General features: G+C 72.0%; 12 protein-coding genes. 7 read left to right on the top strand and 5 right to left on the bottom strand.

The window, feature by feature from the left end; genetic code table 11:
- The coding region (locus tag ACTIF1_RS01790; RefSeq protein WP_439594650.1) for a beta strand repeat-containing protein at positions 1–1,922 on the bottom strand (1,922 nt) is incomplete at its 3' end.
- 263 nt (positions 1,923–2,185) lie between these two features.
- Between ACTIF1_RS01790 and ACTIF1_RS01785 the strand changes: the two genes are divergently transcribed.
- Together ACTIF1_RS01785 and ACTIF1_RS01780 are read left to right on the top strand one after the other, a co-directional pair.
- Positions 2,186–4,147: an O-linked N-acetylglucosamine transferase family protein gene (locus ACTIF1_RS01785; protein WP_439594649.1), complete on the top strand. Its 1,962-nt coding sequence runs from the start codon at positions 2,186–2,188 to the stop codon at positions 4,145–4,147.
- Positions 4,144–6,006 (top strand): O-linked N-acetylglucosamine transferase family protein, encoded by a 1,863-nt coding sequence (locus ACTIF1_RS01780; RefSeq protein WP_439594648.1) that lies wholly within the window; start codon positions 4,144–4,146, stop codon positions 6,004–6,006. The genes ACTIF1_RS01785 and ACTIF1_RS01780 overlap by 4 nt, the downstream gene beginning before the upstream one ends.
- A 61-nt stretch (positions 6,007–6,067) precedes the next feature.
- On the opposite strand, the gene ACTIF1_RS01775 is transcribed toward ACTIF1_RS01780, so the two are convergent.
- Positions 6,068–6,670 carry a class I SAM-dependent methyltransferase gene (locus ACTIF1_RS01775; RefSeq protein ID WP_439594647.1) on the bottom strand — a complete coding sequence of 201 codons (603 nt, stop codon included), beginning with the start codon at positions 6,668–6,670 and terminating at the stop codon, positions 6,068–6,070.
- 135 nt (positions 6,671–6,805) lie between these two features.
- On the opposite strand from ACTIF1_RS01775, the gene ACTIF1_RS01770 reads away from it, so the two are divergent.
- The 3 genes from ACTIF1_RS01770 to ACTIF1_RS01760 all read left to right on the top strand — a co-directional run bounded on the left by ACTIF1_RS01770 (position 6,806) and on the right by ACTIF1_RS01760 (position 10,385).
- Positions 6,806–7,534: a class I SAM-dependent methyltransferase gene (locus ACTIF1_RS01770; RefSeq protein WP_439594646.1), complete on the top strand. Its 729-nt coding sequence runs from the start codon at positions 6,806–6,808 to the stop codon at positions 7,532–7,534.
- 98 nt (positions 7,535–7,632) lie between these two features.
- Entirely contained in the window at positions 7,633–8,286 is a 654-nt protein-coding gene (locus ACTIF1_RS01765) for a glutathione S-transferase family protein (protein WP_439594645.1), read from the top strand.
- A gap of 5 nt (positions 8,287–8,291) precedes the next feature.
- Positions 8,292–10,385, top strand: coding sequence for a putative bifunctional diguanylate cyclase/phosphodiesterase (locus ACTIF1_RS01760; protein ID WP_439594644.1), 2,094 nt, complete (start codon positions 8,292–8,294; stop codon positions 10,383–10,385).
- A gap of 3 nt (positions 10,386–10,388) precedes the next feature.
- Here the strand turns inward: ACTIF1_RS01760 and ACTIF1_RS01755 are convergent, their stop codons facing one another.
- The 3 genes from ACTIF1_RS01755 to ACTIF1_RS01745 are packed head-to-tail and all read right to left on the bottom strand — an operon-like array spanning position 10,389 to position 14,937.
- Positions 10,389–11,750, bottom strand: a complete 1,362-nt coding sequence (locus ACTIF1_RS01755; protein WP_439594643.1) for an HlyD family type I secretion periplasmic adaptor subunit — start codon at positions 11,748–11,750, stop codon at positions 10,389–10,391.
- Positions 11,747–13,903, bottom strand: a complete 2,157-nt coding sequence (locus tag ACTIF1_RS01750) for a peptidase domain-containing ABC transporter (RefSeq protein ID WP_439594642.1) — start codon at positions 13,901–13,903, stop codon at positions 11,747–11,749. The genes ACTIF1_RS01755 and ACTIF1_RS01750 overlap by 4 nt, the downstream gene beginning before the upstream one ends.
- 41 nt (positions 13,904–13,944) lie before the next feature.
- The gene (locus tag ACTIF1_RS01745; protein ID WP_439594641.1) at positions 13,945–14,937 is read right to left on the bottom strand and encodes a UDP-glucuronic acid decarboxylase family protein; all 993 of its coding nucleotides are present in this window, start codon (positions 14,935–14,937) and stop codon (positions 13,945–13,947) included.
- 191 nt (positions 14,938–15,128) lie between these two features.
- Between ACTIF1_RS01745 and ACTIF1_RS01740 the strand changes: the two genes are divergently transcribed.
- Both ACTIF1_RS01740 and pbpC read left to right on the top strand, forming a co-directional pair.
- A complete protein-coding gene (locus ACTIF1_RS01740) occupies positions 15,129–20,264 on the top strand; it encodes an alpha-2-macroglobulin family protein (protein WP_439594640.1) in 5,136 nt (1,711 codons plus the stop codon).
- Positions 20,265–20,336: 72 nt separating this feature from the next.
- A complete protein-coding gene (gene pbpC, locus ACTIF1_RS01735; RefSeq protein ID WP_439594639.1) occupies positions 20,337–22,253 on the top strand; it encodes a penicillin-binding protein 1C in 1,917 nt (638 codons plus the stop codon).
- The last annotated feature ends 83 nt before the right edge of the window (positions 22,254–22,336 follow it).

Raw genomic sequence — 22,336 nt, 5'->3', positions numbered from 1 at the left:
GTGGTCAGGGCGGCGACCTGGGTGGTGGTGAAGCCGCCGACCTGGGTGGTGGTCAGGTTGCTGACCTGGGTGGTGGTGAGTGCCGCGGCCTGCGTCGTGGTCAGCGCGGCCATCTGGGTGGAGGTGAGGCCACCAAGCTGTGTCGTGGTGAGGGCCACCAGGTCCGTCGTCTCCATCGCGGAGGCCTGGGTGGTGGTCAGCGCACCGATCTGCGCGGTGGTCAGGCCGCCGATCTGGGTGGTGGTCAGCGCCGCGAGGTCCGTCGTCTCCATGCCGCGCAGCGCCGTGCTGCTGATGGCGCCGATCTGGGTGGAGGTCAGCACGCCGATCTGGGTGGTGGTCAGCGCCGCGACCTGGGCGGAGGTGAGGCCCGCCACCTGGGTGGTGCCCAGCGCGCCGATCTGCGTCGTGGTCAGGGCGGCGGCCTGGGTGGAGGTGAAGGCGGCGAATTGCGTTGCCGTCAGCGCCGCCATCTGCGTCGAGGTCAGCGCCACCGCCTGCGTCGTCGTCAGGACGGCCAGCTGCGTCGAGGTCAGGCCGCGCAGCTGCGTGGTGGTGAGCACGGCAAGATCCGTGGTCTCCAGCGCCACCGCCTGCGTCGTGGTCAGCGCGCCGATCTGCGTCGCGGTCAGGCCCGCCACCTGGGTGGTGGTCAGCGCGGCCAGGTCCGTGGTTTCCATGCCGCGCAGCGCGGTGGAGCTGATGGTGCCGATCTGAGTCGAGGTCAGGGCGCCGATCTGCGTCGTGGTCAGCACCGGCATCTGGGTGGAGGTCAGGCCCGCCACCTGCGTCGTCGCCAGCGCGGCGATCTGCGTCGTGGTCAGCGCCGCCGCCTGGGTGGTGGTGAGTGCGGCGATCTGCGTGGTGGTCAGGCCGCGCAGCTGCGTCGTGGTCAGCACCGCGAGGTCCGTGGTCTCCAGCGCCACGATCTGCGTCGCGCTCAGCGCGCCGAGCTGCGTCGCGGTCAGGCCGGCCATCTGCGTCGTGGTCAGCGCGGCGAGGTCCGTCGTCTCGAAGCCGCGCACCTGGCCACTGGCGATGGCGCCGATCTGCGTCGAGGTCAGCACGCCCACCTGGGTGGTGGTCAGCGCGCCGATCTGGCCCGAGGTCAGGCCCGCCACCTGGGTGGTGCCGAGCGAGGAGACCTGGGTGGTGGTCAGCGCCGCCATCTGCGTGGTGGTCAGCGCGGCCATCTGGGTGGTGGTCAGGCCGCCGAGCTGGGTGGTGGTCAGCGCCGCCGCCTGGGTGGTGGTCAACCCCACGATCTGGGTCGAGACCAGGCCGCGCATCTGGGTGGTGGTCAGTGCCACCAGGTCCGTCGTCTCCAGCGCCGCCGCCTGGGTCGAGGTCAGGCCCGCCAGCTGCGTGGAGGTCAGGCCGGCGATCTGGGTGGTGGTCAGCGCGGCGAGGTCCGTCGTCTCCAGCCCGCGGATCGGGATCAGGCCGATGGCGCCGACCTGTGTGGAGGTCAGCGCACCCACCTGCGTCGTGGTCAGCGCGGCCAGCTGCAGCGAGGTCAGGCCCGACATCTGCGTGCTGCCGAGCCCGCCGATCTGCGTCGTGGTCAGCGCCGCCACCTGCGTGGTGGTCAGCGCGGCCGTCTGGGTCGTGGTCAGGGCGCCGATCTGGGTGGTGGTGATGGCGCCGAGCTGCGTCGTGCTCAGGGCGGTGAGCTGCGTGGAGACCAGGCCGCGGATCTGCGCCGTGCCCAGCACCGCGAGATCCGTCGTCTCCAGCGCCGCTGCCTGGGTGCTGTGCAGCGCGGCGAGATGGGTGGAAGCCAGCGCGGTGACCTGCGTTGTCGTCAGGGCGGCGATCTGGGTCGTCGCCAGCGTCCGGACCTCGGTCGTCGTCAGCGCCGCGATGGTCGTCGTGGTCAGCTGGCTGATCTGGGTCGTCGTCAGGGCATCGAACACCGGCATCGCCATGTCTCCCGGCTGGGCATGATGAACCGCGCCAGGAACCAGCAATCCCGAGTCAGGCGGCGCAGTAGGGGCGGGGTGGACATCCTGTCGTCCCGGCGTGCCGGGAGACTAGGGATGAACCCTTGACGGGCGATGAATCGCACCGTGACCGCAGTCCGGAATCTTCCGCGCGGCCGTTCACCGCTTCTTCACCAAGCGCCGCCATGCTGCCCCGCCCATTGCAGCGGGCCAGAATGGAAGCATGCAGGCTGATGCAGACCATGCAGATTGACAGCGTGGCCGATCTGTTCGGCACGGCGCAGCAGATGGCCAGCGCCGGCCAGGCGCCGCAGGCCGCGGCGCTGTACCGGGACTGGCTGGCGCGCCACCCGACGGACCCGCTGGGCCATGCGGTCTATTTCAACTACGGCGTGCTGCTCTCGGGTCTCGATGACCTGGCCGGCGCCGCTTCCGCCTTCGGCGAGGCGATCAAGCGCAACGCCACCTTCCTGCCGCCCTTCATCAATCTCGGCGTGGTCTATGAAAGGCTGGGCGCGACGGAGCCCGCGATCAGCCACTGGGCGCATGCCTGCGCCAGCCTGGCCGCGGTCTCCGGCGACAGCCTGGCCTATAAGACCACGGCGCTGAAGCACATCGCCCGCGTGCTGGAATCCGCCCAGCGCCATGCGCAGGCCGAGGAGCATCTGCGCCAGATCATCGAGATCGCGCCCACGCAGCGCGACGTGGTGCAGCACTGGATCAGCCTGCGCCAGCGGCAATGCGCCTGGCCGCTGCTGGAGCCGGTGGGCACGCTGGACCGCCCGGCGCTGCTGCGCGGCATGGCGCCGCTCAGCCTGGTGACCCATACCGACGACCCGATGCTGGCGCTCGCCTTGGCCGCCGCCTATAGCCGCGCCGAATGCGGCGTGCCGGCGGATTTCCGCAGCGATGCGGATTTCGCCGACCGGCCGCCCTCGCCCCGGCTGCGCATCGGCTATCTCTCCTCCGACCTGCGCTCCCACGCCATCGGCCATCTGACGGCCGATATGTACCGGCTGCACGACCGCAGCCGCTACGAGGTCTTCGTCTATTACTGCGGTATCCCGCAGGAGGATGCGGTGAAGGCGCGCATCCGCGACAGCGTGGAGCATTGGTGCGACATCACGCCGATGGACGACGACGCCGCACTCGCCCGCATGCTGGCGGATGGCATCGACATCCTGGTGGATATCAACGGCCATACCCGCGGCGCGCGTACGAAGCTGCTCTCCCGCCGGCCGGCGCCGGTGATCGTCAACTGGCTCGGCTATGCCGGCACCATGGGCACGCCCTATCACCATTACATCCTGGCCGATGAGGTCATCATCCCCGAGGGCAGCGAGCGCTACTATTCGGAGGCCGTAAGGCGCCTGCCCTGCTACCAGCCGAATGACCGGCACCGGACCGTCGGCGCGGTGCCGACGCGCGCCGCGCTCGGCCTGCCGGAAGACGCCATCGTCTTCTGCAGCTTCAACGGCACCCAGAAAATCACGCCCTTCGGCTTCGATCGCTGGATGCAGGTGTTGCGCGGCGTGCCGGGCAGCGTGCTCTGGCTGCTGAAATCCAGCGACGCGGTGGATGTGAAGCTGCGGGAGCGCGCGCAGGCGGCGGGCATCGACCCCGCGCGGCTGATCTTCGCGCCGATGGCCGGCAATGCCGATCATGTCGCGCGCTATGCCGCGGCGGACCTGTTCCTGGATACGGCGCCCTATGGCGCGCATACCACCGCCTCCGACGCGCTGTGGATGGGCACGCCGGTGCTGACCCTGCCGGGCCGCGGTTTTGCGAGTCGCGTCTGCGCCAGCCTGGTGCGCGCGGCCGGCGTGCCGGAGCTGGTCTGCAACACGCCGGCGGACTACGTCGCCCAGGCCATCGCGCTGGGCCGCGACCCCGCCCGGCTGCGCGCCTATCGCGACCGGCTGCTGGCCTTCCGGGAATCCTCCCTGCTCTTCGATACCGAGAACTTCGTGCGCCACATCGAGCAGGCCTTCGCGGGCATGTGGCAGGATTTCCGCGAAGGGCGCCTGCCGCGGCCCGACCTCTCCAATCTCGACACCTATCTCGACCTCGGCGCGGCCGAGGACCATGAGGCGCAGGAGACCGGCACCCTGCCGGATTACGAGGCGCGCTGGCACCAAAGGCTTGCGCGCCGCCACGCCTTCCAGATGCTGCCGCCCGATCGGCGCCTGTGGAGCCCGCCATGAACGCGCTGGTGCCCTCCGAGACGCTGGATATCGGCTGGCTCGCCGGGCTGATCGCCGGGCCGAGCTGGCCGGCCTTGCTGCCGCCGGCGGAGGAGGCGCGGCGCCAGCGCGCCCTGCGCGCCATCCGCCTGGAAGGGCTGCTGCCGCTGCTGGAACAGGCGAGCCGCGAGGGCCGCCGCGGCGTCACCATCAATGCCTACCAGGCCTGGCTCGCCGCCAATCCCGGCCATCCGCAGGCCATGGCCGCCTGGTTCAACCTGGGCGTGGAGCTGGTGCAGACCGGCGACCCGGCCCAGGCCGTGACCTGCTACCGCAACGCCCTGGCGCTGAAGGCGGATTTCCACGAGGCGGCGATCAACCTGGGCCTGGCGCTGGAAGCCGCGGGCCAGGTCGAGGCCGCCTTGGCCACCTGGCAGCAGGCGCTGCAGCCGGAGCCGGTGCGCCGTAACCTGCTGAACCAGCGCGGCCGCCTGCTGGAACAGGCGGGCCGCTTCGCGGAGGCCGAGCAGGCCCTGCGCGCCAGCCTCATCAGCGACCCGGCGCAGCCCGATGTGCTGCAGCACTGGACGCATCTGCGCCAGAAGCTTTGCCTGTGGCCGATCCATGCGGGCGATATCCCGGGCCTGACCGTGGAGCGGGCGCAGCTGCATGCGGGGCCGCTCGGCGCGCTGGCGCTGTTCGACGACATCGACCTGCAGCGCCGCATCGTCGCCACCTGGCTGGAGCGCAAGGTGCCGGCCGCGCCGCAGCGTTTGGCGCCGGCTGGCGGCTATCGCCACGACCGCATCCGCATCGGCTATCTCTCCTCCGACTTCTGCCGCCATGCGATGAGCTTCCTGATCGCGGAGGTGCTGGAGCGCCACGACCGCTCGCGCTTCGAGATTTTCGGCTACTGCTCCTCGCCGGAAGACGGCAGCGAGATCCGCGCCCGCGTCATCGCCGCGCTGGACCACCATGTGCGCATCGGCGCGATGGATGACGAGGCGGCGGCGCGGCGCATCCGCGCGGATGAGATCGACATCCTGATCGACCTGAACGGCCTGACGCGCGGCGCGCGCATGGCCACGCTGCGCTGGAAGCCGGCGCCGGTGCAGGGCACCTATCTCGGCTATATCGGCAGCGTGCCGCTGCCCGAGCTGGATTTCCTTCTGTGCGACGCCATCGCCGTGCCGCCGGACCGCGCGCATCTCTATGCGCCCAAGCCGCTGGCGATCGAGGGGCTGTACCAGGCCAATGACAGCCGCATGCCGGAGCTGCCCGCCCTGACGCGGGCGGAGGAGGGGCTGCCCCAGAACGCCTTCGTCTTCTGCTGCTTCGCCAATTTCTACAAGATTACGGCCGAGATGTTTGCCGACTGGACGCGCATCCTGCACGCCGTGCCGGGCTCCGTGCTCTGGCTGCCGGAGGATGGGTATGGCGGCAGCACCCAGCTTCGCGCACGCTTCGCGGAGGCCGGCCTGGCGCCGGAGCGCCTGGTGCTCGGCCCGCGGGTGGAGCCGGCGCGGTATCTCGCGCGGATGCGGCTCGCCGACCTGTTCCTCGATACCACGCCCTACAATTCCGGCACGGTGGCCAGCGACGCGCTGCGCATGGGCCTGCCGCTGCTGACCCGCGCCGGCACCGCCTTCGCCGCGCGCATGGCTTGCAGCCTGCTGACGGCCATCGGCCTGACCGATGGCATCACGGAGACGCGGGAGGACTATGTCGCCCGCGCCATTGCCATGGCCACCGACCCGACGCGGCTGGCGGCGGCGCGGGCGGTGCTGGCGGGCGATGCCTGGATGCGCACGCTGGGCGATTCCGCCGGCTTCACCCGGCGGCTGGAAGCGGCGCTGGAAAGCGTGCGCCGCGCCCCCTGATGGCAGGCGCGGCTTACGCCGCCAATGCGGGCGCGGCTTACGCCGCAGATGCTGGCGCGGCTTACGCCGCGACACCCCCGCCCATGTAAGCCGTGGCCCAGAGCGCAAAACTCTCGTCGCGCACCACGCGCACGATCGGAAAGCCCGCGGCGATCAGCGCCATCTCCAGCGACCGCGCGGTGAAGCCGCCGCGGTGCCCCATGAAGACATTGCCCCGCGCCAGCGAGGCGCCATGGCCATAGAGCATGTCGAGCGGCGTGATCGGACCCATCGGGGACAGATAGGCCGGATCGGTCAGCCGGTCCTCCGCCACCAGGCGGGCGATCTGCTGCAGGTCCGGCATGGTCATCAGGGCGAAGCCGCCAGGCTTCAGCACGCGGCGGAATTCGGCCAGGGCCAGCGGCACCTCGTGCGGAAACAGGTGTTCCAGGTTGTGCGAGGACCAGATGGCATCGACCGAGGCATCCGGCACCGCCGCCATGTCGGTGATGGAGGCGAGCACATCCGGCGCCACATCGGGGTCGATATCCAGCCGCACCTCCCGCCACTGCCCGGCGGGGAAGAAATGCGCCGGCAGCTTGTCCGGGGAGGCGGCGCCGCAGCCGACATGCAGCACCAGCCGACTGTCCTCGGTCACCTTCGGGATGGGGGGCAGGCTGTCCATGGCGGCTTTTTCCGGGCGGTGGCGCGGCAATCTGCCGGGAAAGGATGAAGGAAAGCTGGATGCGCTGGCCTTCATCCTCCGTTCAGGCAAAGCGGGTCAGATGGCGGCTGCCTTCGCATCCGGAGAAAAGCGCCGATGACCCACCTCAGCGAAATCCTCATCGAGCCGGAGGCCCGCCAGGTCGCGCCGCTGCGCCTGGCCCTGTCCGAGGCCCTGGCGGCGCCGATCGACCGGACGCAGGGCTTCTACGCGATCGACGGCATGTCCGGCGCGCGCTACCGCCACTTCATCAACGGGCTGCTGCGCAGGCTGGGCCGCACCGGCTACCTCGAGGTCGGCAGCTGGATGGGCTCCACCCTCTGCAGCGCCATCCATGGCAATGCGGTGCAGGCGGTGGCCATCGACAATTGGAGTCAGTTCGGTGGCCCGCGCGACGCCTTCCTGGGCAATGTCGCGCAGTTCCGCACGGAAGCCGCGGCGGTGGAGATGATCGAGGCGGATTTCCGCGCCGTCTCCTTCCCCGACCTCGCCGCGCGGCATGCGCCCTTCGAGGTCTATCTCTTCGACGGGCCGCATGAGGAACAGGACCAGCATGACGGGCTGATCGCCGCCCTGCCGGCGCTGGCAGAGGAGTTCATCTTCATCTGCGACGACTGGAACTGGTGGCCGGTGCGGGCCGGCACGCATCGCGCCATCGTCCAGGGCGGGTTGCAGCTGCTCTATGGCGCGGAAATCCGCACCACGCTGGACAATACCCACCCCGAACTCGCCTTCAAGGACAGCGATTGGCACAACGGCTATTTCGTCAGCGTGCTGCGCAAGCCGCGCCGCATGGCGCAGCCTTCTCTGCCGCTGGCCGCTTGAGCGACGCCGGCGTTGTCTCGATTATCCAAAAATGTCTAGCAAGGAATGGGTAGGTTTTGTCATATATACGCAGATGTGAACGATAAAAGAGACGCCCGGTGCATAGCTCGGTGCATACCTTGTACGCCACCCCCGGCTCTGGAAACTGCTTCAAGCCCTTTCTGGCGTTCCGCCAGCTCGGCCGGGCGGTGCGGGTGGTCGCCGTGGATGTGCTGGCCGGCGAAGCACGGAGCCCGGCCTTCCTGGCCCTGAACCCGGTAGGCGGCGTGCCCTTCCTGGTGACGCAGGATGGCACCGGCATCAGCGAATCCAATGCCATGCTCTGGCTGATCGCCGACGGTTCGCCCCTGATGCCGGCGGATGCGCAGGCGCGGGCGCAGAGCCTGCAATGGATGTTCTTCGAACAGGCGAAGCTGGAGCCCTGCATTTCCCCCGCCCGCTTCCTTGGCCATATCGTGCCGGAGCGCGGCCGGGGGCGGGAGGCGGAGATCGCCGCCTGGCGCGCGCGCGGCGCCGAGGGGCTGGGGCTGCTGGAGGCGCATCTGCGCGGCCGCGACTTCATGCTCGGCGAGCGCTACGGCATCACCGATATCGCGATCTTCGGCTATGTCCATGTGGCGGACGAGGCGGGCATCGACCTGCAGCCTTTCCCGGCCATCCGGGCCTGGATCGAACGTGTGCGCCGCACACCCGGCTTCGTGCCGCTTTCGGCACTCTGCGAGGGCGCCACCCCCTTCGCGGGCGCCGCTTGATGGGAATGCCGGACCGGGGCGTGGAGGCGGCAAGGCCGGCCGCCTGCCCCGAAGGCACCGACCAGGACTGGATCCTGGACCGCCTGGTCGCGGCCGTCTGGATCTTCGACATCGACCATGGCCGCGTGATCTGGGCCAATGCCGCCGCGCTCGAGGTCTGGAATGCCGCCTCCCTCGCGGAGCTGGCGGCGCGCAACCTGAAGGCGGACATGTCCCCGGCCGTGGCCCGCCGGCTGCGCCAGTACCAGGCCGATTTCATCAGCTACGACGCGAGCTTCACCGAGATGTGGACGCTCTATCCCCGCGGCGTGCCGCGGCCGCTGGAGGTGCGGTTCAGCGGCGTCAAGCTGCATGACGGACGCATGGCCATGCTGTGTGAGGCGCGCGACGAGGCGCGGCTGCAGCCGGAGGCGATCCGCAGCGCCGATGCGCTGCTGCACACCAAGCTGATGATCTCGCTGCACGACCTCGATGGCCGGACGCTCTACTGCAACCCTGCGGCGCGGGCCAGTTTCGACACGGCGCAGCAGGACCTGCCCGCCCGCTTCCTGCACCGGCGCGACTACCTCCGCATGATGGAGCAGATCCATAGCGAGGCGGAGGTCAGCCTGATCGCGGAGGTGGTCAGCGCCGAGGGCCTGCGCTGGCATGAGCTGACCGTGCGCTCCTGCCACGACCCGGTCTCCGGCCGTCCCTCCATCCTGGTCAGCGAGACCGATGTGACGGAGCTGAAGGAGGCCGAGGCGCTGGCGCAGAACCGCGCCCACCACGACCCGCTGACCGGCCTGCCCAACCGCCTGGCCATGCCGGCGCGCTTCAATGCCATGGTGCGCCGCGCGGAACAGCGCGGCGCGCGCATCGGCGTGCTGTTCATCGACCTCGACCAGTTCAAGGCCATCAACGACACGCTCGGCCACCTGCATGGCGACGGCGTGCTGATGGAAGTGGCGCGGCGGCTGTCGGAGCTGCGGGTCGGCGACGATACGGTGATCCGCCTCGGCGGCGATGAATTCCTGTTCCTGGCGACGGAAGGGGCGGAGGAGGCCGGGCGCATCGACATGCTGGCCAGGCGGATCCTGGAGCGGCTGGCCCTGCCGGTGCATGGGGAGCGCCGCAAGCTGATGGTGACGCCGAGCGTCGGCATCGCCTGCTTCCCGCATCACGGCACCAATGCCCAGCTGCTGATGCAGCGCGCCGACCTCGCCATGTACGAGGCCAAGGCCGGCGGGCGGAACCAGTACCGGATGTTCGACGAGAGCATGCGCAACCAGCGGGAGGAGGAGCTGCAGCTGCTCTCCGACCTGCGGGAGGCGCTGCGCGGCGGCCATATCCTGCCCTACTACCAGCCGCGCTATTCCCCCGGCGCGCAGCGCGCCGTGGCGGTGGAGGCGCTGGCGCGCTGGAACCATCCGGAACGAGGCCTGATCCTGCCCTCGGAATTCATCCCGATCTCGGAGAAGTCCGGCCTGATCAACCAGATCGGCGCCACCATCCTGGACCAGGCGGTGCGGCAGCGCTGCGAATGGGCGCGCCAGGGCCTCGATGTCTCCGTCTCCGTCAACGTGTCCCAGCGGCAGCTCTGCGAGCTGGAATTCGCCTGCATGGTGCAGCGCATTCTCGACGAACATGGCTGCGATCCGTCGCGCCTCGAGCTCGAGATCACCGAGACGCTGCTGATCGAGAGCAATCCCGTGGTCAGCGCCAACCTGGCCAAGATCCGCGACCTCGGCATCCGCCTCGCGATCGACGATTTCGGCACCGGCTATTCGAACCTCGCGCGGCTGAACGAGATGTCGGTCGATTGCATCAAGATCGACCGCAGCCTGATGCAGGGCCTGCCGCGCAACGAGGAGATCGTCCGCCTGGTGATCGCCATGTGCAACTTCATGCAGGCGGTCATTGTGGCGGAGGGGATCGAGACGCTGGAGATGGCCGAATGGGCGCAGCGCAACGGATGCCATGAGCTGCAGGGCTATTTCTACAGCGCCCCCGTCAGCGCGGAGGAGGCGGAGTGCCTGATGCGCGGCCAGGCCGCCGTCCCGGACCGCGGTCGCCGGCGGCATCTGGTGCGCAGCGACTGGGCCGTGGTCCACGGCTGAAGGTCAGGGCTCCCGCAGGCTCTCCTGCATGCCCCGCAGCAGCGGCGTGAGGAAATAGCCCAGCACGCTGCGATCCCCCACCTTGATCTCCGCCGTCAGCGTCATGCCGGGAATCGGCGCCAGGCCCGGCTCCAGCCGCAGCGCGGATTCGGGCGCGATCTCCACCTGGCCGCGATGCACGGCGGGCGCGCCCGGCAGGGGCTCGCCGCCGGCCGGCTGGTTGGCGCCAAAGCTGTCGCGGCTGACGGCGCGCAGGCTGCCATGCAGCGGGCCGTGCCGCTGGAAGGGGAAGGCATCCACCTTCAGCACCACCGGATCGCCGATGCGCAGATGGCCGATATCGGCGGAGCGCAGGCTGATCTCGGCGATCAGCGGCGCATCGGCCGGCACCAGCACCACCAGCGGCTCCGCCTCCCGCAGCACGGAACCGGCGGAGCGGCGCGCCACTTCCAGCACCACGCCATCGGCCGGCGCGCGCAGCGTGGTCAGCGCCTCCATCCGCTCGGCCTTGGCGAGGGATTCCGTCACGCGCACCAGCTCGCCGCGCAGCCGCACCGCATCCTCCAGCAGCAGCCGCGTCCATTCCTCCTGGAAGGCGGCATGCTCGGCGCGGCGGGCGGCCAGGCTGTGCGACAGTTCCTGCTGCCGGCTGCGCGCCGTCTCCAGCGCCTGCTCCGCCTCCAGCCGCTGCACACGCGCCGCCAGCAGGTTCAGGCGCGATCCGATCTGCCCTTCCAGCAGCCGGGCGCGGAGCTGCTCCACGTCACGCGCGATGGCGGCGCGCTCGGCCAGCCCCTCCTGCTGCGCCGCAATCGCCTGCAGCCCCTGCTCCAGCGCCCGGATATCGCCCTCCAGCGCCTGCAAACGGGTGGCCCGCAGCGCCTGGCGCTGCGCCTGCAGCACAGCCTGCAGCGCGGACTCCGCATTGTCGCCCGGCACCGGCGCCCCGCCGGCCAGCTCGGCCTCGACCCGGGCCAATTGCGCGCGCAGCGATTGCGCCTGGGCGGCCAGCGCCTCGCGGTCCGCGGCCGAGAAGGTCGGATCGAGCAGGGCCAGCACCTCGCCGCGCCGCACCGCCTGGCCGGGGCGCACCAGCAGTTCGCGCAGAACCGCGCGTTCCATCGGCTGCAGCACCAGCGGCGGCGCATCCGGCACCAGCCGGCCATGGCCGGTCACCACCACATCGATCCGTGCCAGCGCCGCGCCGACCAGCAGGGCCAGGGCCAGCAGCCCCAGCAGCCAGGGCGCGCCGCCGAGGAAGCGGGACGGCGGCTCCGCGATCAGCGCCTCCAGATCCTCCTGGAAGGGCACCGCTTCCGCGGCCAGCCGGGGTTTCGCCGGCCTGATGCGTCGAAGATGGCTCATCGCAGGTGCTGCGTCTGCGTCTGCCACAGGTGGCGATAGATCTCGCAGCGCTCCAGCAGCACGGCATGCGGCGCGCAATCCACCAGGCGGCCCTGTTCCAGCACCAGGATCGCATCCGAGGTGACGAGGGAGGACAGGCGGTGGGAGACGATGACCATGGTGCGGCCGCGCGCGATCTCCGCCAGGTTGCGCTGGATGATCGCCTCGCTGTCCGGATCCAGCGCGCTGGTCGCCTCGTCGAAGATCAGCAGGCGCGGGCGCGTCAGCAGGGCGCGGGCGATGGCGATGCGCTGGCGCTGGCCGCCGGAGAAGTTGGTGGCGCCTTCCTCCACCATCGTGTCGTAGGACAGCGGCAGGCGGTCGATGAATTCCTGTGCGCCGGCGAGCCGCGCCACCTCGATGATCTCCTCCATCCCCGCATCGGGGCGCGTCGCCGCGATATTCTCCCGGATGGTGCCGCGGAACAGCAGGTTGTCCTGCAGCACCACGCCGATGCCGCGGCGCAGGTGGTTCAGCTCGATATGCCGCAGATCCACGCCATCCAGGTGGATCAGCCCGGATTGCGGCGCGTGGATCGCCTGGATCAGCCGCGTGATGGTGGTCTTGCCGGAGCCGGAGCGCCCGACCACCCCGATCACCTGGCCCGGCTGCACCTCGAAGGAAACACGGTCCAGCGCCGGTGTCGCGGCGCCCGGATAGCGAAAGGTCACCTCATCGAAGGCGAGCCGGCCGGTGATCGGCGGGCGGGCGCTGCGGGTGGCGCCGACGCGCTCGGGCGGCGTGTTCATCACCGTGCCCAGCATGCGGACGGAGAGCGCGGCTTCCTGGTATTCGTTGATCAACGCGACGATCTGCACCAGCGGCCCGCTGACGCGGCCGGACAGCATGGTGAAGGCCACCAGCGCCCCCATGCTCAGCGTGCCGTCGAAGACCAGCGTGGCGCCCACCGCGAGCACCGAGATCTGCATCAGCTTCTCCAGCGCGCCGGTGGCCACGCTGCCCAGCGCGCCGATGCGGCCGACGCTGGCATGCTGGCGTACCGCGGCGGCCAGCTTCTGGTTCCAGGCCTGCTGCCGCGCCGGCTCCAGCACCAGGGACTTCACCGCGCGCATATTGTGCAGCGTCTCCACCAGATGCGCCTGGCGCGCACCCTCCGTCGCATAGAGGCGGTTCAGCCGGGCGCGGAAGGTGGGCACCATGGCGCCGATTACCAGCGCGATGGCGGCGGAGAAGCCCAGCACCACGGCGGTCAGCGTGCCGGAATAGAGCAGCAGGAAGGCCAGCAGCACCGGCAGCAGCGCCGCATCCAGCAGCGTCTGGAACAGCCGCCCGGTCAGGAAATGGCGCAGCTTTTCCGTCTGCTGCATGTGGCGCACCAGCACGCCGGCGGCATGGCTCTCGAAGAAGGCCAGCGGCAGGGACAGCAGATGCGCGAAGGTGCGCGCGCCAAGCCGCGCATCGATCTTGTTGCTGGCCATCAGCATCAGCTGCTGCCGGATATAGCCGAAGACCGCGTCGAAGACGGTCAGCAGCACGAAGGCGCCCACCACCACATACAGCGTCTGCCAGGCCTGGTGGGTGATGACCTTGTCGATCAGCACCTGGAACAGCAGCGGGATGGAGAAGCCGATGAGGTTGGCGACCAGCGCCGCGATGGCGACGCCGGCGAAAAGCCGGCGGTGGCGGATGATCTCCGGCAGGAACCAGCGCAGGCCGAAGGGCTGGTCCTCATCCCCCAGGGCATGCACGCGCTTCACCAGCAGCAGCGTGCCGGACCATTCCTCCAGGAACTGCGCGCGGGGCCAGAGCTGCACGCCCTCCGCCTCCCGCGCAGGGTCCAGCACCGCGGCCACCGGCTCGCCATCCGCGCCGTCCAGCGTATGGATCAGGATGATCCAGCTGCCATCCTTGCGCACCACCATGGCCGGATAGGCGGCGCCGAGCCCGGCCGCCTTGTCCCAGCCCGCGCGGCGCAGCGCCTGGCCGCGCAGCCCTGCCTGCTGCAGGGTCCGCAGCACGGCCGGCACCATGTCGCCCTGGCCCGGCTGCGGCAGCTCATCCGGCGCCAGCTGCAGGCCGTGATGCATGGCCACGAGGAACACGCAGCGCAGGGCCGTGAGCTCCGGTGCCAGTCTTTGGTCGACCATCGTCATGCGCGCAGACTAGCGCGACCGGTATGGACAGCCCGTAAAGCTCAGCGTCCCGCGACCACGCGCAGCAAGGCCGGTTCGGGCATGCGCAGGCCCAGCGTCTCGGCGAAATAGGCGATGGTGCGGCGCAGCCCGGCCTCCAGCGGCACCTGCGGCTGCCAGCCCAGCAGGGCGCGCGCCAGCGTGATATCCGGGCAGCGCTGCATCGGGTCGTCCTGCGGCAGCGGGCGGATCACGAAGCCGGCGCGCGACGCGGTCTGCCGCGTCACCTCCTCCGCCAGTTCGCGGATGGTGAATTCGCCGGGATTGCCGATGTTCACAGGCCCCGTCACGCCGCCCGGCGCGCGCATCAGCGCCACGATCCCCTCGATCAGGTCGTCCACATAGCAGAAGGAGCGCGTCTGCCGCCCATCGCCATAGAGCGTGATCGGCTCGCCCTGCAGCGCCTGCACGATGAAGTTGGAGACCACGCGCCCGTCATTCGGATGCATGCGCGGCCCGTAGGTGTTGAAGATGCGCGCGACGCGGATATCGACGCCGTCCTGCCGGTGGTAGTCGAAGAACAGCGTCTCCGCGCAGCGCTTGCCCTCGTCGTAGCAGGCGCGGATGCCGATGGGATTCACATTGCCGCGGTAGCTTTCGGGCTGTGGATGCACCGCAGGGTCGCCGTAGACCTCCGAGGTGGAGGCCTGGAAGATCCGCGCGCCCAGCCGCTTCGCCAGCTCCAGCACATTGATCGCGCCATGCACGGAAGTCCGCACCGTCTGCACCGGATTGTGCTGGTAATGCACCGGGGAGGCCGGGCAGGCCAGGTTGTAGATCTCATCCACCTCCAGCTGGATCGGCTGGGTCACGTCGTGGCGGATCACCTCGAAATGCGGATGCGGCAGCAGGTGGCGGATATTGTCGCGCGAGCCGGTGAAGAAGTTGTCGAGGCAGATCACCTCCTCGCCTTCCGCCAGCAACCGTTCACACAGGTGGGAGCCGAGGAATCCGGCGCCGCCGGTGACCAGGACACGTTTGCGCGCGCGCTTCATGCGACGGCTTCCTTGCTGCGGGCCCGGCGGGGGCGGGACCTGGGCGGCGACCCTGCCCCAAGGCTGCTTGCGAAAGCGTGAACGCCCCGCGCCATGCGCGCCGGTCATTGTGCGCCGGTTGCGGCAGCACACGCTGCACGGGACGCGGGCGGCATGCCATGCTTCCCGAAACGCCGCCCGCGGGAGCCACCATGACGCTTCGCTTCCTTCTGCCCCTGCTGCTGTTGCTGGGCTGGCTGATGCCCGCTGCGGCCCAGAACTTCGACCCACCCGGCCTGCCCGAGGATTCCGCCCGCTACGAATCCGCGCTGACCCGCCGCTTCCCGGCCGGCGGCACGCCGCAGCAGCGCAACCAGGCCGAGGCCCGCGCCCGCGCGGCGGAGGCGCGGCGGGACTGGGCCGCCGCCGCCGCGGCATGGGAGGAGCGGGTCGGCGCCGGCCAGGCCACCGCCGACCACTGGATGGCGCTGGCCAATGCCCAGCTCTCCCGCAGCCCGCCGGAGGCCCTGCGCGCGCTGCACGCCGGCTGGCGCGCCTTCATGCTGGTGCCGGGCGGCCCGCCCGAGATCCCCTCCCTGCTGGTGATGGCGGAGGCGATGCGCCGGCTGGACCAGCCGATCTGGCAGATCGAGGCGCTGACCGCGGTGGTCGAGCGTGCGCCGGAGGATGCCAAGCAGCGGGAGATGCTGGCCGCCGCCCGCCGCGCCGCCGGCCTGCTGGTGCGACGCATCACGACGGAGCCGGATGCCGAGCCCGCCCGCGCCTGCCTCGCCTTCACCACCCCGCCGGCGCGGCGGACGGATTGGCAGCCGCGCGACTGGCTGCGGACGGAGCCTGCCCTGCCCGATCTGGCGGTGACGCGGGAGGGGGATGCGCTATGCGTCGCCGGCCTGCCCTGGGGCCAGACCACCCAGCTGGTGGTGCGTGCCGGCCTGCCCGGGGAGGATGGGCTGCGGATGCTGCGCGACACGCCCTATCGCATCGCCATGCCGAACCGCCCGGCCCGCATCGCCTTCGACAACCGCGCCTTCCTGCTGCCGCAGGGCCAGGACCCGCGGGTGACGGTGGCGACGGTGAATGTCACCGCGCTGTCCCTGAAGCTGGTGCGGGTGACGGAGCGCAACCTGGTGCCGCTGATGCGCGAATGGCGGCCCGGCACGGCCATGGATGAGTGGATGGCGGAGAACCTCTCCGAGGATCTCGGGCGCGTGGTCTGGGAAGGCCGCGCGGAGCTGCCGGCGGCGGAGCCCAACCGCATGGCCCGCAACGCCCTGCCGCTGCCGGAGGCGCTGCGCAGCGCCGGGCCGGGGATGTATGTGCTGGTGGCAACGCCGGGCGATGGCACGCGGCGCGGGTCCAGCGCCTCGCTCGCCGTGCTGGCGACCGATCTCGGCATCACCGCCTGGCGCGGCGCGCAGGGCCTGGCCGTGCAGCTGCGCGGTTTCTCGGATGCCCGGGTGCGGGAAGGCGTCCGCACCGTGCTGCTGGCGCGCAACAACGACATTCTGGGCGAGGCGGTGACAGGCCCGGATGGCCTGGCACGCTTCAATGCCGCACTGCTGCGCGGCACCGGGCAGCTGGCCCCGATCGCCGTGCAGGCCTTCTCGGGCGAGGACTTTGCGACACTCAGCCTGGAAAGCGCGGCCTTCGACCTGACGGATCGCGGTGCCGAGGGGCGGCCGCATCCGGGGCCGCTGGATGCCTTCCTCTGGCTGGACCGCGGCATCTATCGCCCCGGCGAGGTGGTGCGGCTGGGCGCGCTGCTGCGCGACGGCGCCGGCCAGCCGGTGGACCTGCCCGTGCGGCTGCGGGTGCGGCGCCCGAATGGCCAGGTGTTCTTCGAGAGCGTGCCGGACCGGGTGCAGGGCGCGGCCCTGGTGGTGCCGGTGCCGCTTTCGGCCAGCGCGCCGGCGGGGTCCTGGTCGGTGGAGGTGCTGGCCGATCCGAATGGCCAGGCCATCGGCGCCACCAGCTTCCGGGTGGAGGCCTTCGTGCCGGAACGGCTCGAGGTCACCGCCGGCCCGGCCGCCGGCCCGCTGGTGCCGGGCCAGGATCTGGAGATCCCCGTCGCCGCCCGCTTCCTCTACGGCGCGCCCGGCGCCGGGCTGACCGGCACGGCGGAGCTGCGCCTGTCGGTCGATCCACAGCCCTTCGAGGCCTGGCGCGGCTGGCATTTCGGCCTGATGGACGAAAACTTCACGCCGGACCTGCAGAGCTTCGACGTGCCGGAGACGGATGCGGAGGGCAAGGCGACGCTCTCCCTGCTGCTGCCCCAGGCGCCGGACACCACGCGGCCGCTGCGCGCCGATGTCTCCATCCTGATGTCGGAGCCGGGCGGCCGGGCGAGCGGCACGCGGCTCTCCCTGCCCGTGCGCGCCCGCGGCACGCTGTTGGCCCTCCGCCCCGCCTTCGAGGGCGGCGCGGTGAATGACGGGGCGGAGGCCGCCTTCGACATCGCCGCGGTGAACCCGGCGGGCGAGGCGATCGCCGGCACGCTGCGGGTGCGGCTGGTGCGCGAACGCCCCGATTGGCGGATCGTGATGCGGGAGCGCCTGGCGCGCTACGAGACGGTCTGGCGCGACGAGCCGGTGGATTCGACCGATGTGCAGGTGGCCCCCGGCCAGCCGGCGCGCTTCGCCCGCAGCCTGTCCTTCGGCCGCTACCGGCTGGAAGTGACCGAACCCAGCGGACTCGGCATTGCCACCTACCGCTTCCGCGCCGGCTGGGCGCAGGCGGAGGCGGCGGAGGTGCCGGACCGCGTCGATGTCGCCGCCGACCGCCGCGCCTATGCCGCGGGCGACACCGCCCGCCTGCGCATCACCCCGCCCTTCGCGGGCCGCGCCAGCATCGCCGTGCTGACGGACCGCGTGGTCTCGCTGCGCGAGGTCGAGGTGCCGGAGGCGGGGGCGGAGGTGGAGGTGCCCGTCGACGCCGCCTGGGGTCCTGGCGCGCATGTCGCCGTCACCGTCTTCCGGCCGGGCGTCGCCCCAGCGGGGCGCCAAGCCAATGCCCCGGCCGGGCGGCCGGGCCGCGCGCTCGGCCTCGCCTGGCTCGCGCTGGATCCGGCGGCGCGGCGGCTGGAGGTGGCGATCGACACGCCGCCGCTCGCCCGGCCGCAGACCCGCATCGAGGTGCCGCTGCGCATCGCCGGGGCCGGCGCCACCGCCATGGTGACGCTGGCCGCGGTGGATGAGGGCATCTTGCGAATTACCAACTTCGCCTCGCCGGATCCGGTGGCGCATTTCCTGGCGCGCCGCCGGCTCGGCCTCGATATCCGCGACGATTACGGCCGGCTGATCGCGCCGGCGGAGGGCGAGGCCGCGGTGCTGCGCCAGGGCGGCGACGGCATGGATGGCGGCGCCGGGCTGCAGGTGCCGCAGCGCCTGGTGGCGCTGTTCCAGGGGCCGGTGGCGGTGGCCGCCGATGGCACCGCGACCATCCCGCTCGACCTGCCGGATTTCGCCGGCGAGGTGCGGCTGATGGCGGTGGCCTGGGACGGCGCCCGCATCGGCAGCGCGGCGAAACCCATGACCATCCGCGAACAGGCGGTGGCGGAGGCGCTGCTGCCGCGCTTCCTGGCGCCGGGCGACGAGGTGCGGCTGCCGCTGCTGCTGCACAATGTCGAACTGCCGCCGGGTGACTTCCGGGCCACGCTGACCGCGACCGGCGCCATCGCCCTGGCCGGTCCCGCGACGCTGGAGGCGAATCTGGCCACCGGCGCCCGCGCTGCCCCCGCCACCAGCCTGCGCGGCCTCGGCGTGGGACAGGGGATGCTGCGCCTCGCGGTCACCGGCCCGGGCGGCTTCCGCACGGAACGCGAGGCGGCGATCACCGTCCGCTCCTCCCGCCCCGCGGTGACGGAGGTGGCGGTCAGCACCCTGGCGCCGGGCGCGACCGCGCCGGTGCCGCTGCCCAGCTCCCGCTTCCTGGATGGCACCTGGCGGGCCACGGCCAGCTGGGGCGCGCCGGTGCGCTACGACCCGCAGGCCCTGCTGGCGGGGCTGCGCCGCTTCCCGCTGGATTGCGTCGAGCAGGCCGGCTCCCGCGTGCTGGCGCTGTCCCATGCCCCGGCCAATGCGGATACGGCGCAGGAGGATGCGGCCCAGCTCGGCCGGGCGATTGCCTCCGTGCTCGACCGCCAGCGCTACGATGGCCGCTTCGGCTATTGGAGCGCCGAGGGCAGCGTGCAGGACTGGGCCAGCCTCTATGCGACGGAGGCGCTTCTGCGCGCCCGGGCCCAGGGGGCGGCGGTGCCGGAGGCGGCGCTGAACGCGGCCCTTCGGGCGGTGGAGGACGAGCTGGAGGGCAGCGGCAATTCGCCCGAATTCTTCGCCCTGCAGGCCTACCGCGTGCATCTGCTGGCGCTGGCCGGGCGCAACCGCCTGGGTGCGGCGCGGCGCCTGGCGGAGCAGCTGGACCGGTTGCCGACGCCGCTCGCCAAGGCCCAGCTTGCCGCGGCCTTCGCCCGTGCTGGCGACCGGGGGCGGGCGGAGGCGATCTTCGCCGAGGCGCTCGCCAATCCGGCGCGGCAGCACTGGTACGAGGATTTCGGCAGCGCGGCGCGGGATGGCCTGGCCACCGCCCTGCTGCTGCGCGAATCCGGCGTGGCCCAGGACCGGCTGCCGGCGCTGCTCGGCCGGCTGCCGGGGGCGGAATTCACGCCCGCGGTCAGCAATACCCAGGAACAGGCCTGGGCGGTGGCGGCCGCCTTCGTGCTGGGCCGCGATGGCCGCCCGGCGCGGATCACGCTGGATGGGCGGGACCTGCCGGTGGCCGGCGTGGTGACGGCGCCGCTGGCGGCGGCGGGGCAGGCCCGCAACCGGGGCGATGCGCCGGTTGCGCAGGCGGTCTCCATCGCCGGCGTGCCGACCTCGCCGCTGCCGGCGGCCAGCCAGGGCATGCGGGTGGCGCGGCGTTTCTTCGCGCTGGACGGCCAGCCGCTGAACCTCGACACGGTGCGCGCCGGCACCGGCTTCGTGCTGCTGATGGAGGCCCGCGCCACCACCAATGAACGCCACATGGCCATGGTGATCCAGGGCCTGCCGGCGGGGTGGGAGATCGCCGGGCGGCTCGGCCCCGGCGAGGTGCAGGGCATGCCCTGGCTCGGCACGCTGACCGAGCCTGAGGCCCAGCCGGCCCGCGACGACCGCTACGCGGCGGCGCTGGAGCTGACGCCGAGCAACCCCCTGGCGCGCTTCGCCGTGCGGGTGCGGGCGGTGACGGCAGGGAGCTTCGAACTGCCGGGAATGGAGGCGCAGGACATGTACCGCCCCGGCGTCTTCGCCCGCCAGAACGTGGCCCGCGTCACGGTGCTGCCGAGCGAGTGATGGCGGAGGGTGGCGAAAAGCCCTCTCCACCCGCAGGGGAGAGGGAGAGCCCTGATTCTGCTGGCTGCGGTCATGGTGGCCGCCCTCTTCACCCTCGACCGCGCCTTCCCCCCCAACCTCGCCCGCCTGCACCCCGGCATCGAGGTCCTGGACCGCCAGGGCCGCACCCTCTCCGCCCTGCCGGTCCCCGGCGGCATCTGGCGCCTGCCGACCGCGCCCGCCGACCTGCCACCCCATCTCATCGCCATGCTGCTGGCCGCCGAGGATGCGCGCTTCCGCTGGCATCCGGGCGTCGACCCGCTGGCCCTGGCCCGCGCCGCCTTCCAGTGGATCCGCGCCGGCCGCGTCGTCTCCGGCGGCTCGACGCTCACCATGCAGGCCGCGCGCCTGCTGGAGCCGCGCCCGCGCACGCTGCGCAGCAAGTTCGTGGAGATCCTGCGCGCCCTGCAGCTGGAGGCCCGCTTCTCCAAGGACGAGATCCTCGGCATCTGGCTGACCCTCGCCCCGCAGGGCGGCAATCTGGAGGGGCTTCGCGCCGGCGCCTTCGCCTGGTTCGGCCGGCCGCCCGGCCAGCTCGATGCCGCCGAATCGGCGCTGCTGGTGGCGCTGGCCCGGCGGCCCGAGGCGCTGCGGCCGGACCGGCACCCCATGGCCGCCCGCGCCGCGCGCGACGCCATGTTGCGCCAGCGCGCCCCCGGCGCTGGCCAGGTCAGCGCGGCGGAGCGCGACCTGGCCTTCGCCACGCCCGTGCCCACCGCGCGCCACCCCATGCCACGCCTCGCGCCGCACCTCGCCCGCCAGCTGGCACGCGACGCCGCGCCGGGTGCCCGCATTGCCACCACGCTCGACCGCGACCTTCAGGCGGCGACGGAGGCGCTGGCCGAGGACCGGCTGCTGGCGCTGTCCGACCATGCCGCCATGGCCATGGTGGTGGCGGAGATCGAATCCCGGGAAATCCGCGCTTTGGTCGGCGGCAGTTTCGGCGTGGAGACCCGCGCCGGCATGCTGGACCTGACGCGCGCCATCCGCTCCCCCGGCTCGGCCCAGAAGCCCTTTCTCTATGCCCTGGCCTTCGAGGCGGGGGTGGTGCGGCCCGAGACGCTGGTGGCGGACCTGCCCTTCCGCTTCGGCAGCTATGCGCCGGAGAATTTCTCCCGCGATTTCGTCGGCCGGATCACGGCGGCGGATGCGCTGCGGCAGTCGCTGAACCTGCCGGCCGTGGCGCTGCTGAGCGAGCTGGGCGTGCTGCGCTATGCGACCGCGCTGAAGCTGGCGGGCAGCCCGCCGCGGCTGGCGCCGGGGGCCGAACCCTCGCTGCCGCTGGCGCTGGGCGGCGCGGGGACCACCTTGCGGGAGCTGGTGGCGCTCTATGCGCTGCTGGGCGATCGCGGCCGGGCCGGGCCGCTGGTGGCGGTGCCCGGCCCGCCCGGCGAGAGGCCGGAAGTGGTGCTGCCACGCGCGGCCGCCGAGGTGGCGGGCATTTTGACGAATCCCTTTCCGGGCGGCGGGCCGGCCGGCGTCGCCTGGAAGACCGGCACCTCCTGGGGCGGGCGGGACGCCTGGGCGGTCGGGCTGGATGCGCGGCATGTGGCGGGGGTCTGGGTCGGCCGGCCGGATGGCACGCCGATCCCCGGCCTGACCGGCCGCGGCGCCGCGCTGCCGGCGCTGGCCGCGATCTTTGCGCGGCTGCCGGCCGCACCGCGCGCGCCGCTTGTCGTGCGCGCCACGCCACGCCCCTTCGCGGAGGCCGCGGACCGGCTGCGGCTGGTCTTCCCCATGCCCGGCGCGGTGCTGGCGGAGGGTGGCCCGGTGACGCTGCGCGCCGCCGGCGGCCGCCGCCCGCTGGTCTTCCTGGTGGATGGCGCGCCGCTCGATCACCACCGGGCGCGGCGGGAGGCCGCCTGGACACCGCCGGGGCCGGGTTTCTATCGGGTGACGGTGCTGGATGCGGATGGGGTGGCGGCGGGGGCGGAGCTGCGGGTGCGGTAGGGCTGTTTTCGGTTCTGCGGAGGGGAGGGCGAGCTGCTCCCTCCCCTGCGAAGCGGGGGAGGGTCGGGGTGGGGGCCCCGCGC

The organism is Falsiroseomonas sp., assembly GCF_051860665.1.
Lineage (GTDB): Bacteria > Pseudomonadota > Alphaproteobacteria > Acetobacterales > Acetobacteraceae > Falsiroseomonas.
This window is presented reverse-complemented; position numbering and strand designations above follow the sequence as displayed.